Source organism: Rhodoblastus sp., assembly GCF_019449565.1.
GTDB lineage: Bacteria > Pseudomonadota > Alphaproteobacteria > Rhizobiales > Beijerinckiaceae > Rhodoblastus.
In genome coordinates this window covers 22,342-35,515 of sequence record NZ_JAGRPM010000042.1, presented here as the reverse complement: position 1 = coordinate 35,515, position 13,174 = coordinate 22,342, and the positions used below count along the sequence as shown (strand labels likewise).

Sequence of the window (13,174 nt, the reverse complement as noted above, 5' to 3'; positions counted from 1 at the left end):
GTCGCGCTGTCCCCGAGCCTTCACTTTCAGGACGGCGAAACCGCTGTCCTCATTGTGGAACGTCACCCGCTCGACCGAGCCGACGAGCGTGTCTTTGGGCGGCGTTGCATCGAAGGAAGGCTTCAACGGAGCAAACCAAAATCGGGGCGATTAGCGATCAGGCTATCACGGTCCGCCGGCCGTCGCCCACATTTGGGTATTCGCGGCGGAATTGGACACGCCGGGCGCACGGGCAAGTTAGGTGGGCAAAGAGGAAATTTGCATCTGCCGCAAGCGCTGGATTTGGCCCTGCCCCGGCCGATTGTCACCGCGGAGCTGCTGGCGCGGGAGCTCAAGGTTTTGGCGCGGGCGGGGCAGAACCTCATCGCCGAGCTGGGTCTGCGCGAGCTCACAGGGCGGCGGCGGTACCGGGCGTGGGGAATTTTGTAATGTCTGGCAGAGTGCAAAAAACGACCGTTACAGGTCAAATTTCAAACTGACCCAGTGTGCTAATTCCAGATAGGTCGCGCGGCGGACCCGCATAAGCTAGTATCTGTTTTTTCATCAACGAGTCGAACGATGGGCTCCCTGTTACACTGCGTTTTGCGGATGCCGTTGGCGAGATACTGACGGCCATGCCCGAGGTCGATCTAGCTCCACTTCCTTTTCGCCATTATATATGACTCGTGTGTTTGGCTGGCCGTTCGACCATGGCGATGTGACCGCGGCAGCGACAGCGGCGCGATCCTTTGTTACGCCGTTGGCGAAAGAGGCGACGAGGCTTTGTCGAGCCAGGCCCAACCAGGGATCGAGGTCAGTCAATGACTTTTGCCGACCATCGCCTGAAATGCGGCGATGATCTCCCGCGTCTCGACGAGCGATAGCATAGCACGCCGCGCTCATGGTCTGCCCGCTAGCGGCGATGAAACCGCGGAGTCCAGCTGCTCTCCAGCTCATCGTCCTCATTAGGCTCGCCCTCGTCCGGGATGTCGTCGAGCGTGAGCATCGTCATGAGGTAGCCGTCGACCTGAATGAGATATTGCTCATAGAGCATCTTGCCTCGAAGACGGGCAGATGCTCCAAGCCAGGTTTCGGGGGTTGTCTCGGACCAATCCGAGATGTAGCCGACCTCGCCAAGGCCTTTCGCCGACATCGATTTCTGCGTAAGGGGGTGTCCCTTCGAGACCTCGATGTAAGGAAACTCGGGCTTGCGCGGCGCATAGCGCACCACGCCGTTGTGCGAGAATACGATCGCGCACAAATGGTCGCTGAGCTCGGTATAGCGGCGCGCCGCCGACTCTTTGCTTACCCCATAGCGCTCGGCGATGGTTACGATGTGCGAAACCTCGGGCGCGCCCAGGCGGCGGATGTCGCCGGCAAAGAGTTTCTTCGGCATCAGAAGCGCGGCGGCAAAGCGATTGGCCTCCGCTTCTCTCTGCTGTCGTTTTTCCTGGCTCTTGATCACGCCCATGTCGGCCTTCGCGCATTGGGCGTTCTCGCCGTGGAACGGAAGCAAAAAATGCCCGAGCTCGTGGGCGATGGTAAAACGCCGACGTTCGATGCGACTGTTCTCGTTGTACGCGATCGATCCCGTCGATTTGGCGTTGTTCGTGACGAGCACGCCCTCGAACGAGCTGGTCGCCTGGCCGATAATTTCGACGATGCCGAGATCATCGGCAATGCGGGCAAGGGGGATTGGGATCTCGATGTTGGCGTAATGCGCGATGATACAGTCGGCCAGCCCTTCGGGCGAGCCGAGGTCGGCAAGCTTCATCCGCAGTTCGTTATCCATTGGATTCGGGCTTTTTTTGCGCGATGCGTTCTGCCATCTGCCAGAGCAGCTTCTTGTCGTCGTCGGTCAGGCCTTCGAATTCGCGGCCGAAGATGAGGGCATCCCGAGTCTCCTGTTCCTCGAGGAGCGTCGAGACCTGGATCGTGAAATGGGCGGCGATTTTCTTGAGGAGCTCCAGCGAGGGATTGGTGCTCTTTTCGGTTTCCAGCTCCCAGATATGAGCCTTTGACGCGCCAACTGCGTCGGCCAGCTGCTGGAGTGATTCGCGCTTCCGCGTTCGCAGTTCTCTAAGTTTCGATCCGAGACTCATAAATAATCGTTTCCTTTCGCCGACTTAGCTGTCGTTCGATATATCCATACAGTCGTATTGCCATTTCGTATGAAACTGTGGTAAGATACATCTATACGGCCATACAATTCAATCCAATTCGCAGGCGGGCCGGCTTGGGAAGTTTTGCAGATCGGAGATCATTATGGAGAAGATTCGGGTCGAAGTTGAGATCGAGGACCGCAAGGAAGTAAAGGTCATCGAGGTCGAGGGGCGCAGCCTCGAGGCTGTGCTCGAAGGCGTCCGGGCCCTCGCAGATATGGAGGGCGAGGGCCTGCATGTGTTCGAACGCGACTGTGACGACGTGATCGGCGTCGAGATCGAGACGCGCAAGGCGATCTCGGTGATCGGTCATCGTCATAAGAAACTCAAGGTGACGGTGCGGTTCGAGCATCACTCCCCCCATCACGAGTTCTCGCCGTCTACGACGGTGCAGAAGGTGCTGCAGTGGGCCGTCGCGCTGCCGGAGCTCAAGCTCGATCCGACGGCAAAGGCGAAGGCTAACCTCATCCTGCCGGGCGGTGACACGCCGCTGCCGAAGGACGACATGATCGGCCGTTACGTCAAGCACCCCGACCACGAGGTGATCTTCGAATTGACGCTCAAGGATTTCACGAATGGCTGAGGGCGTCGCTTCGCTATCGCGGGAAGCGCTCGAAGCACATCTCGAGTCCGTTCGCTTCGTCGAGGGGGCCGAGCGTGGCCGCTGGAAAATCCTGCGCTACGCTTGGCCCCATCTCTTTGTGCGCGTGTCGGTGACGGCACCGGGTGCGACGTTCGCCCACGATTTCCATCTCGAATGCGAGGGCTATCCCGATCCTGGCCCGTTCGTCGAGCGCTGGGCGTTCGCCGATGACACGAGCGCCGGCCGCCGGCCGCCGGCGCCAAAGCCGGACTCGGGAAGCCCTGGCTTCGTCGATGCCTTGAAGGACTGGCACGAGAGTAATCCCTCGGTACATGGCGGCATCTACCGCGCTTGGCAGCGCCTTGCGTCGAGGCATAACAACTGGGCCGCCAAGCGGCCGGACGAAGCCTGGCACCGTAACCGCAACATCGTTTTCATCATGGAGCATCTCTTTGCGCTCGTTTCTGAACAAGCTTCTTGGCTGGCTTCTCGGGCGGCCTGATCCGCGCATTACCTGCCGTCGGGCAGTGTGGGAGTCCGGCGTCGCCGAACTTGCCCGCCGCACGAAGGGGCGCTCGCGCGAGAGCGGGGCTTTCCTGCTCGGCCGCGACGACGGCGGGCCGAAGCAGATCCTCGAATTCGTTTTCTACGATGACATCGACCCCCATGCTCTCGACAGCGGCATCGTGCATTTCGCCGGCAACCGCCTGCCGATTCTCTGGGAGCACTGCCGCAAGCGCGGCTACGGCGTGGTCGCCGACGTGCATGTCCATCCGGGCGGCCACGGGCAAAGCGCATCGGATCAAGCGGACCCGGTGATGCCGCGCGCGGGTCACATCGCCTTCATCATTCCGGATTTCGCGAGCCGAGAGGCCCGACCCGGAGGCATCGGTATGTACGAGTACCTGGGCGACGGCCGGTGGAAGAATCACACGAAGGAAGGAAGCGGGTTTTTTCATTTGACGGTGCTGGCATGACCGCTCATCTCAGACATTCTCGGATCGCCAAGGCGCTCACGGATCGTAAGAGCAACGCGCTGAGCTTCACGGCAAGCGAAGCGCTTCTGCGGGCGACGAGAGTCGCGATTGTTGTCGGGGACGGCACCGGCGCGAGCCCGGCGGCGCAGGCGGCGGCCCTGACCGCGATGGCGACGGCGGTTAAGTGCTTCGGCTCGGCGGTCATCGTCGTCGATGGGACGACGCCCCTGACGAAGCCGATGCGTTGCGGGGCGACGCTCGGCGACGCCGCCAGGTTTTTCGGGGCCACGGTGAGGCAGGCGGCGCCGTCAGATGCGACCCACGTCATCGTCATCGGCGAGCATGTCCCTGAGCGCGCGGGAGTTTTCGTCCGCTGCTGGTGGGACGGCTGGACGGCGGGCGTGGTTCCCGCCTGGGATGATCGGCCGCTTGGCGGCGAGCTGAACCCGTTGAGCGGCGTCGCCGCAGGTGCGCTGGCGATTCGGGAGGTTTTTGCCTCGATGATCGGCAATCAACGGGCCAGCCAGCGGGCCTCCATTGTGTCGCTATGGGAGCCGTGGCAGGCACCCGAGAAGGCGGAGCCCGGTCCGGCCGTCGTCTGCGTAGCGGCGAAGCTGTGGTTTGTCGGCCTTGGCCATCTCGGCCAGGGCTATTTGTGGTCCTTGGCGTTGTTGCCGGGATCGGGTGAAAACCTCGTTCTTCAGGACGATCAGAAAGCCGGTGAAGAGAACGAGGCGACGGGTCTTCTAACGTACGGCAATGATGTCGGTCGGCGCAAGACGCGCGTGGCCGCGTCATGGCTGGAGCCTGCCTGGGAGACGGCGCTGATCGAACGCCGTCACCAGTCGGACATCTGCCTGACCGACGACGATCCCGCGATAGTGTTCGCCGGCCTCGATAACGTGCCGGCCCGCTTCAGCATCGCTCGGGCGGCCTTTGACTACATGATCGATGCGGGTGTCGGGCACGGGCCGGTCGATTTCGAGAGTCTTCAACTTCGTGTGCTGCGCAAGGGGACCGATCCTGCCGCGCAGTGGTCGGCGAAGGAGAAGACAAAGGACGTCGAGGTGATGTTGGATCGCGAGGTCTATCGCGACTACATCGCGAAACACGACCGTTGCGGCGCGTTCGAGCTCGCCGAAGGCAGTGTCGCGGTGCCCTTTGTGGGTGCCTTCGTCGGCGCGCTCGGCATCGCGCAGGGAATCCGCATCGCCAGCGGGCGTCCGACTGCAGAGTTTTTGCAAGCTGAACTCGGCGCGCCGTCGATGACGACGGCAGGCCGGATGCACGAGAAGCCCAACGAACCAATGAAGCGTTTTGAGATCCGTGTCGGCCAGGTGCAGGAGATCGACGCGGCTAGCGAATCTCCCGGCGAGATGTGAGGAAAAATGTCGAAGGATAGATTGTTTGTCGAGCGTCGTCCGCAGGGCGACTATGCGGTTCGCCGTGGTGGCTGGCGCACAAACCTGTTGCCCTTCATTCCAATTCGGCAACCGAGTTGAGCAACAAGAAAAGCCCGTTTGTTCAGTCCGAGGCCAAACTGTCGCGCAAACGAACATTTGCGCAACACGCTGATAGCGCTCTGATTTTCGCTTAGCGTAGGATTTTGGGAGACCTCTCTCATGACCCCCTCGCGGCCGCTTCGGCAACGGGAGCCCGACCGAGCGTGTCAACGATTCCAGTCGAGGTAGATGGAGGCAGTCGGCGTGTTCGCAACGGATTTGGTCATGCATGTAAGCCCGATCAGGCCGCTGATCCAATAGCTCACGTCAAGCAATCCGGGCCGTTCTAGGCGTGCCGAATCCAGCGCCGCCCCGGCCAACTGGGCCAGTCCTCAAGACCGCCTCAAGCGAAGATATATTCCCACCGACGACATTGACCGAACATAGCTTAGCAGCTATATGGAACACGGGATTTGCTCATATTGGAGCAGCCTTGCCGCAGAGGGATGCCGTCGGAAGCCTAAGGCTTCCCGGATGCCAATGAGGGTGCGAAGCCGCAGGAAGAGAGCGTCGATGGCTCGCAGCATAACAGAGATCGTCGCCGCGCTGCCGGTCGAGCGGCAGGCGGCCAGCGAAGCCCGGCACGAGGCTCTCCGGCATGAGGTCGATGGTCTGCGCGAGCTTCGGCAGATTGCTGGCAAGGCGCAAGCCGACATCGCCTCTGTGCTCAACATCAAGCAGCCGTCGGTCTCCAAGATCGAAAACCAAGCCGACATGTATCTTTCGACGCTCCGTAGCTATGTCGAGGCCATCGGCGGGCAGCTTGAGCTCGTCGTGAAGCTCCCCAAACGCCCAGCCCTGCGCATCCATCAGCTCGGCGAGGCGCTTGCGCATGCGCCCGCGCGTGAACGTGGGCGAATTCCAAGTCGCGGGGTCAAGCCTCGCCATGGATGATCTGCAGCGCGCCGTCTACGTCCTTCATTTCCGTTTGGCATTCCGCACCCAGCACGGAACTGCGTTCCAAGACTGGTTCGTGCGTCTGGCCGGTCACGCCTTTGGTTCGGACTTCGAGGAGGTGCGGCCGTATGGCGCTCAAGGCGATCTCAAATGCGATGGCCGCCGCGTTAGCACGAAGGCGGTCTTCCAGTGCTACGCCCCAAAGGCGATGACGGACACCAAGCTAATCGCCAAGATCAACGAGGATTTCCACGGCGCGCGCGCCCACTGGGGCGATGGCATGGCTGAATGGATCTTCGTTCACAACGAGGCCGAGGGCCTGCCGCCGAAGGTCGTCCAGCTGATCGACGGACTGCGCGCCGCGCATCCCGACATCAAGATTGAGACCTGGTCGGAGCCGGAACTCCATGCGCTAGTCTTCGGATTGGCGCTTTCCGCCATGCAGGCTTTGTTCGGCTACGTTCCCTCCATTACGGTGGTTGACCGCCTCGTGCTGAGCGACGTCGTTCCGATCATTGAAGCACTCGCCCGCCAGGAGCCCAACCCGAATCCGCCACTCACCCCGCCCTCCGTGGAAAAGCTCGCAAAGAACGCGCTGTCCGATGACAGCGCTCTGCTGCTTCAGATGGGACGTCGCAAGAGTGGGTTAGTCGACACCTTCTTTCGGAAGAGCGCCCGCCCCGATCTTGGCGAGCGGATCGCCGAGGCGTTCCGGGGGCGATACGCCGAATTAAAGAGCCTGGACCTGCCAGCGGATTCGGTCTTCAAGCACCTGCAGGATTATGCCGGCATGAATGGCGAGCCAAAGCGCCAAGGCGCGGCGCTCGCCGTTCTGAGCTATTTTTTCGACAACTGTGACATTTTCGAAGATCCGATCGCTGTGGTGGAGGCCTCATGATCCTCCCCACCAAACATGTCCGTCCGGAGCGCGCTCTCATCGGCGTCGGCGCCGAGGTTCTCGAAATCCTGAAGCGCCCGATGACGATGTCGCGCCTCTGGGACGAAGTACGTGGGCGACGGTCACTGCATACGCCTAGCGCCCCCATCGACTATCAGTGGTTCGTGCTCTCCCTCGACCTCCTCTACACGGTCGGCGCCGTCGACTTCGACCGCGGCCTAGTGCGGAAGGTAGCGGCATGATCCGGCGGTTCGGCAGCGACCTTGAATCGTTCAAGACCCTGACCTTCGGGCCGGGGTTGAACATCCTGCTCGCCGACAAGAGCGCGGGCGCCACCGATCGCCAGTCGCGCAACGGCGCCGGCAAAACGAGCTTCATCGAACTGGTCCATTTTGTGTTTGGTGCCGATGTCCGGAAAGAAAGCATCTTCCGTTCGGAAGTCCTCTCGCCGTGGACCTTCGATGTCGCAGCTGACATTGCCGGGGAGGAGGTTTCGGCTGCGCGCAATGGTGCGAAGCCCAGCCGCATCCTGATCAATGGTCCCGTTGAAGATTGGCCAGTCTCGCCGCAATTCGATCAGCGCGCCGGCCACCACGAACTCTCGAACGAGAACTGGAAAGCTAATCTCGGAGCGCTGTGGTTCGGTCTACCGGTGTCCGGCGGCGACGAGGCCGACCGTTTTCAGCCGTCCTTCCGCTCTCTATTTTCGTACTTCGCGAGGCGGCAGCTCAGCGGTGGCTTCCAACAGCCTATGCAGCATTCCACGATGCAGCAGACTTGGGATCAGCAGGTTTCAATCTGCTATCTTCTGGGGCTGGACTGGACGATCCCAGGCAAGTTTCAGGAATTGCGCGGACAAGAGAAGGTCGCGCAAGAGCTGCGTAAGGCTGCCCGGGGTGGCGATCTTGGCCGCTTCTTCGGTAAGGCCGCTGACCTGCGCACCCGTTTGACCATAGCCGAGGCCCGGGCCCAGCGGCTCCGCGAGCAGCTCGACAATTTCGAGGTTGTGCCAGAATACAAAGAGCTCGAGCGTGAAGCCAATGAGATCACGCGCGAGATCGACGGCCTGAACGTCGAGAACGTTATGGACGGCGACCTGCTCCAGCAGCTTCGAGCCTCGCTCAGCGAGGAAGATGCGCCTGACCTCGGCGACGTCACCAAGCTCTATGCCGAGGCCGGAGTGCTGCTCCCGGATATGGTGCGCCGCCGGTTCGACGAGGTGGAGCGATTCCATCGCACGATCATCGAAAATCGGCGCGCGCACCTCAGCGCCGAAATCGAGTCGGCCGAAGCGCGCGGTGTGGAGAGAGACCGACGCATTGCGGACCGAGATCGTCGGCGCCGCCAGATCATGAACGTCCTTCGCTCGGGCGGCGCGTTGGAGCATTACACGAGCCTTCGCGAGGAGGCCGGCCGCGCCGAGGCCGAGGTCGAAAGTCTAAGACAGCGCCTGGAAATCGCCGAGCGGATCGAGAGCACCAAGGCCGAGCTCGATATCGAGCGCGCCAATCTGACCAAAGCGCTGCGCGACGACATCCATGAGCGCGAGGCGATCATCCGCGAGGCGATCCTCGCCTTCGAGTCACTGTCTGAATCTCTGTACGAGAAAGCAGGCAGCCTCACCATCTCCGAAACCGGAAACGGCCCCCAGTTCGAGGTCCACATCGAGGGACAGCGCAGCAAGGGGATCACCAACATGCAGATCTTCTGCTTCGATTTGATGCTCACCGAACTCAGCATCAAGCAGGGACGTGGCCCCGGGTTCCTGATCCACGATAGCCACCTTTTCGACGGTGTCGACGAACGGCAGGTAGCTAAGGCCCTTCAACTTGGCGCTGAGCGAGCCAAAGCCACCGGCTTCCAATATATCGTGACAATGAATTCGGACGCTCTTCCCAAGGAGGGCTTCCAACGCGGCTTCGACATCCAAGCCCACGTAATAGACACCAAACTCACGGACGCGACCGACACCGGCGGGCTCTTCGGCCTGCGCTTCAATTAGGCCGTAAACTCATAAACGGGATTCCCGAACGGGCAAAAGAATGATTCAAGGCCTCTGATGATTTGGGGGCTTTGATGACGCGACGCCGTTTTGAACTGACTGATGCCGAATGGACCATCATTGAGCCGCTGCTGCCGAACAAGCCGCGCGGTGTGCCGCGTGTCGATGACCGACAAACGATCAACGGCATTCTGTGGCGGTTCCGTACAGGCTCGCCGTGGGCCGATGTGCCTGAGCGCTACGGCCCACACACCACTTGTTACAATCGCTTCGTCCGCTGGCGAAAGGCCGGGGTCTGGAGTTACATCCTTGAGGAAATCTCAAAGGCCTTCGACGGCGATATTGTCATGATCGACAGCTCTTGCGTCCGGGTCCACCAACATGCGGCCACGGCAAAAAAGGGGGCCTCGACGATGGCTGCATGGGACGTTCCCGAGGCGGCCTGACAACCAAAATCCATGCGCTCGTCGATGCGGAAGGACGTCCGGTCGCCCTGACTCTAACCGCCGGTCAAACCCACGACAGCGTGATGGCGGAACCGATGCTCGCCGATCTAAAGCCGGGCGCAATCCTTCTCGCTGACAAAGCCTACGACACCAATGCGTTGCGCGCTTTGGCCGATCGCAGGAAGGCATGGGCGAATATTCCGGCAAAACGCACGCGCAAGGAGACTTTCGCTTTCAGCTCCTGGGTCTACCGCCAACGCAATCTGGTTGAACGATTCTTCAACAAGCTCAAGAACATGCGCGGCATCGCGACCCGCTATGACAAGGATCCACTCAACTTTCTCGCGGCGATCAAGCTCATCGCCGCTCGTATCTGGATCAGGGCATTATGAGTCTACGGCCTAGGACGACCGCTCAATGCGCGTCGCGCTTTTCACGAGACCGACGTTGATAAACGCCGCTTTATGGCGTTCCGGCATCGCCATAAGCGGGCACTGCCGCAATGCGTCGATGCGGCATTCCTGCCATGCGGTCTTGCGCCAAGGCGGTGTTGCTGTCGTTCGGCATTGCGTCGTTGACGACCTTCATCAATGCCGCAATACGGCAATGCATGGATGCGAAGTTCGCGCAGTGCGGCATTGCCAAAGTAACGTTGCGGCATCGTCGCACTTCACCAGTGTCGAAATGCGGTAATCCTGCAATGCGGAGGCGGCGCCCGCCGCGCGCTGATCCGAAAGTTTGGGCGATCGCCGCCCGAGGGAATCCGAAAGGGGCGTTTCGCGCCGAGCGGCCGTTGCTTTCATGTGGACTGCTCTTGCGGGCGCGGCCGCCCTTTGATGCGCAGCCTTTTAACATACAGTCTGAGGCTGCTCGACGCAGCCGGGGCGCTGACGCGCATGCGCCGCCGATCACGGGCGGATCGGCGGGCCGGGCAACGTCTCCAAACTTGCGGCCGGCGAGGCGTCCGCCGTGAAGGGGAGGGGGAGATCTTGGCTGGTTTCGCTACAAAGCCCCGGGGCAAGCCGCGCCTGCGGACGGAATTGTCCGAGGCCGACGAGAGCCGCCTGACCGAGGCCGTGGCGCTGTTCGGCCTGCCCAAGGCCGAAGTCGTGCGGCGGCTGATCCGCGCTTCGGTGCAGGCCGGGCCGGCGCTCTCGGCCGAGAACACCAGAGCCGTGGTCGAGCTGGCCAGTCAGGTGCGGATGGTCGGCCGAAACCTGGCGCAAGTGCTGAAGGCGATCCATCGCGGCCAGGCCGCGCGCCTCGAGGACACCGAGGCGGTCTGGCGCGGGCTGCACGAGGTCGTCGCCGCAATCAACGACGAACTCACCGAAATGACCGTCGCTTACGGCTCGAAGCTGCGCCGCGAGGCGAGGTTGACGCTTCCCGGCGAGGTCGCCCGATGAGCCGCGCCGCGCAGATCGACTGGTGGCTTACGCAGGTTGAGGCGACGCGGCGCGCCGTGTCCGACGCCAGAGGCGAGCGTCAGCGGCTGCGGCCCTCGGGCCTGTTCGACGACGCGCCGAGCGCGCGGCAAACCCGGGCGACGCCGACGATGGAGGCGCCGGCCACGCCGATCAACATTCGCGGGACGACGATTACGGGGAACGGTGACGACGAGCGCCGCCGCATCCTGCCGACGGCTTCGGGAGGCGGCGCGGCGACGGCCAGCGCAGGTGCGCCGAGTCCGGCGAGCGAGCCCATCGCCGGCGGGTTTTCCAGCAGCGGGAAATCCAGCAGCTCTTTAGGCCGCGCCCGGCAGCTTGCGGCGGGTTACCAGCCGGCCGTCATCAAGGTCGTGTCCTATGCGCGTGGCGCGGCCCGCGCCATGGCGACCGGCCAATATGTGCAGCGCGAGGAGGTCGCGCTCGAGACCCATGACGGGCGCCAGTTGACGAACCGCGAGTCCGTCGCCGAAGAAATCAAGGAATGGTCGACGCGTTTCGCGAAGCGGGCGGAAAGCCAAGACGTCACGGCATTGCGGCTGAAACTGCATGGCGTCGGCGACACGCCGGAGGGCCGGGAAACTTATGAGAAGGCGATCGCCGCCGGATTCGACGGACATCGCTTCGCCTATCGCATAGACGCCTCGCCCTCGGGCGAACTCGAGGCGCGCCTGGTCGTGGCCACGGCTGGCGCGCCAAAAGAGCGATTCCGCATCCGGGAGGAGCGGATCCGGACCGAGGAAGACGGGTTTATGCGCCGTCGCCCCGACGCCAGATCCGAGACGGCGATCCAGGCGCGGATCGAAGCCGCCACCGGCCATCCGCCGCACGCCATGAGCGTCGATCCCGGCGCCGCCGGTCACGGCCGCGACGGCGTCGCCTATCGGCTGAACCAACTCGTCGAAAAAGGCGCCGCCGTCGACGATCGCGGCAGTATGATCGCGAACCCGGCGGATGTCCGCCTCGCGATGCGGCAATGGGGGCCGTCGCTGCGCTCGCAATCGTCGCGCGACACGATGCATCTGATCATCTCGGCGAAGGCCGGCACGGATGTCGCGGGACTGAGCAACGCCGCCCGCGCGTTTCTGCACGATCGCTTCGCCGACCACAAATTCATGTTTGGCGTCCATACCGACAAGGAAGCCGACGGGCACATCCACGTGCATGCAATCATCACCGTCAAGAATGAGTCCGGACAAAAAATCCATCCGAGCCGCGACACGTTCCGCGATTGGCGCGAGGCCTATGCGGCGCACGCGCAGGCGCAGGGGCTGAAGATCGTCGCCACGTCGGCGAAGGAGCGCGCGTCGTCGCAGAGTTACGGCCCGAAGGACAAGGCGATCGTCGACGCCGCCGAGAAGCCACGGCCGGCGCGCGAGGCGCGCGACCGCGCCTATGCCGCCGATCCGGCCAATCAGCGCCTCATCGACAACGCCCGCCAGCGAATCCACACGGCGCAGACCAATCCGATCCGGCTGCCGGCGTCGGAACAGGACCGGCGCGCCGTTAACGAAAGCATTTCGGCCTGGGCGGCGGTCGCGCGGGAAAATCCGGAGAACGCCGCGGCCCGTGACATGCTCAAGCGCCTGGGGCTGGCTCAAACGATCGGCGGAATTCTACACACAATTGAAAACCGGGTTGGGCATCTCACCAAGGAGGATCACGGCATGGCCATCACGTCGAAGCAAATGGCGAAGGACCTGCGCCTGATGAACGAGGCGGTATCGGGCGCCGCGGATCTTCTCGGCGGTGCGACCAAGCAGCAGTTTCAGGAGACGTCGGCGCGTTATCTCGAGACCCTCGCCAATCGGATCGATCTGCAGCGCGCGCAGGAGCGCGGCGTGCAGGAGCTGTCGCGCGCCGAGGTGGAAAAGATCGCTGGCGTCGACGCCGATCGCCTGATCGAGCGCGCGGAGGCTATCCGCGACACAGAAGCGAGAGAGGCGGCCGAGGCGCGGCGCTTCGCCGATCGGGCGGTCGAGGCCGAGCGCCGGCAGGACGGGCGTGGAGGGATCGATCCCGAATCGCAGCGCGAACTTCGCGCCGAGCGGGCGATTGTCGCCGGCTCGCAGCAAGTTGCCGCGCGGGAAACGCGGGAGGCGGCGGCAGCTATCGAAGCGGCGAACCTGCTCGCCGACCATCCGGCGCGGCCTTTGCCGCAGGCGTTGATCGAAAACGACGCGCTGGCGAAGCTTCGCGCCGAGCAGGAGAAAGTCTTGCGGGAAATCGAGGGCGAGCGTGGCGAGACGCAGTCCAGCAAAGGTCAGCGAATGGAGTGACGCA

General features: G+C 62.7%; 14 protein-coding genes. 12 read left to right on the top strand and 2 right to left on the bottom strand.

The genetic code is table 11. From position 1 onward, the window contains the following. Nucleotides 1-258: 258 nt before the first annotated feature. The gene (locus QZ409_RS10995) at nucleotides 259-429 is read left to right on the top strand and encodes a helix-turn-helix domain-containing protein (protein WP_296710715.1); all 171 of its coding nucleotides are present in this window, start codon (nucleotides 259-261) and stop codon (nucleotides 427-429) included. A gap of 463 nt (nucleotides 430-892) precedes the next feature. Here the strand turns inward: QZ409_RS10995 and QZ409_RS10990 are convergent, their stop codons facing one another. Together QZ409_RS10990 and QZ409_RS10985 are read right to left on the bottom strand one after the other, a co-directional pair. Further along, nucleotides 893-1,771: an ImmA/IrrE family metallo-endopeptidase gene (locus tag QZ409_RS10990; RefSeq protein ID WP_296710712.1), complete on the bottom strand. Its 879-nt coding sequence runs from the start codon at nucleotides 1,769-1,771 to the stop codon at nucleotides 893-895. Continuing rightward, nucleotides 1,764-2,081, bottom strand: a complete 318-nt coding sequence (locus QZ409_RS10985; RefSeq protein WP_296710710.1) for a helix-turn-helix transcriptional regulator — start codon at nucleotides 2,079-2,081, stop codon at nucleotides 1,764-1,766. The genes QZ409_RS10990 and QZ409_RS10985 overlap by 8 nt, the downstream gene beginning before the upstream one ends. 163 nt (nucleotides 2,082-2,244) lie before the next feature. Here QZ409_RS10985 and QZ409_RS10980 point away from each other — a divergent pair, with 163 nt between their 5' ends. The 11 genes from QZ409_RS10980 to QZ409_RS10930 all read left to right on the top strand — a co-directional run bounded on the left by QZ409_RS10980 (nucleotide 2,245) and on the right by QZ409_RS10930 (nucleotide 13,170). Then, nucleotides 2,245-2,724 (top strand): hypothetical protein, encoded by a 480-nt coding sequence (locus QZ409_RS10980; protein ID WP_296710709.1) that lies wholly within the window; start codon nucleotides 2,245-2,247, stop codon nucleotides 2,722-2,724. Continuing rightward, nucleotides 2,717-3,226 carry a hypothetical protein gene (locus QZ409_RS10975; protein WP_296710708.1) on the top strand — a complete coding sequence of 170 codons (510 nt, stop codon included), beginning with the start codon at nucleotides 2,717-2,719 and terminating at the stop codon, nucleotides 3,224-3,226. The genes QZ409_RS10980 and QZ409_RS10975 overlap by 8 nt, the downstream gene beginning before the upstream one ends. Next, a complete protein-coding gene (locus tag QZ409_RS10970) occupies nucleotides 3,177-3,701 on the top strand; it encodes a hypothetical protein (protein WP_296710706.1) in 525 nt (174 codons plus the stop codon). The genes QZ409_RS10975 and QZ409_RS10970 overlap by 50 nt, the downstream gene beginning before the upstream one ends. Then, a complete protein-coding gene (locus QZ409_RS10965; protein WP_296710702.1) occupies nucleotides 3,698-5,083 on the top strand; it encodes a hypothetical protein in 1,386 nt (461 codons plus the stop codon). Before QZ409_RS10970 ends, QZ409_RS10965 begins: the two co-directional genes overlap by 4 nt. Before the next feature lie 633 nt (nucleotides 5,084-5,716). Then, a complete protein-coding gene (locus QZ409_RS10960; protein ID WP_296710698.1) occupies nucleotides 5,717-6,097 on the top strand; it encodes an XRE family transcriptional regulator in 381 nt (126 codons plus the stop codon). Then, nucleotides 6,090-6,998 carry an ABC-three component system protein gene (locus QZ409_RS10955; RefSeq protein ID WP_296710693.1) on the top strand — a complete coding sequence of 303 codons (909 nt, stop codon included), beginning with the start codon at nucleotides 6,090-6,092 and terminating at the stop codon, nucleotides 6,996-6,998. The genes QZ409_RS10960 and QZ409_RS10955 overlap by 8 nt, the downstream gene beginning before the upstream one ends. Next, nucleotides 6,995-7,240, top strand: coding sequence for an ABC-three component system middle component 6 (locus QZ409_RS10950; protein ID WP_296710689.1), 246 nt, complete (start codon nucleotides 6,995-6,997; stop codon nucleotides 7,238-7,240). The genes QZ409_RS10955 and QZ409_RS10950 overlap by 4 nt, the downstream gene beginning before the upstream one ends. Further along, a complete protein-coding gene (locus QZ409_RS10945; RefSeq protein ID WP_296710686.1) occupies nucleotides 7,237-9,000 on the top strand; it encodes an ABC-three component system protein in 1,764 nt (587 codons plus the stop codon). Before QZ409_RS10950 ends, QZ409_RS10945 begins: the two co-directional genes overlap by 4 nt. Nucleotides 9,001-9,074: 74 nt before the next feature. After that, nucleotides 9,075-9,838, top strand: a protein-coding gene (locus tag QZ409_RS10940; RefSeq protein ID WP_296710683.1) for an IS5 family transposase whose coding sequence is annotated in 2 segments (ribosomal slippage) — nucleotides 9,075-9,390 and nucleotides 9,390-9,838 — 765 coding nt in all. Because the reading frame shifts where the segments join, the coding sequence is not laid out codon by codon here. Nucleotides 9,839-10,435: 597 nt separating this feature from the next. Continuing rightward, nucleotides 10,436-10,852: a hypothetical protein gene (locus QZ409_RS10935; RefSeq protein ID WP_296710679.1), complete on the top strand. Its 417-nt coding sequence runs from the start codon at nucleotides 10,436-10,438 to the stop codon at nucleotides 10,850-10,852. Continuing rightward, on the top strand, nucleotides 10,849-13,170 hold the full coding sequence (locus QZ409_RS10930) for a relaxase/mobilization nuclease domain-containing protein (protein WP_296710675.1): 2,322 nt from the start codon (nucleotides 10,849-10,851) through the stop codon (nucleotides 13,168-13,170). Before QZ409_RS10935 ends, QZ409_RS10930 begins: the two co-directional genes overlap by 4 nt. The last annotated feature ends 4 nt before the right edge of the window (nucleotides 13,171-13,174 follow it).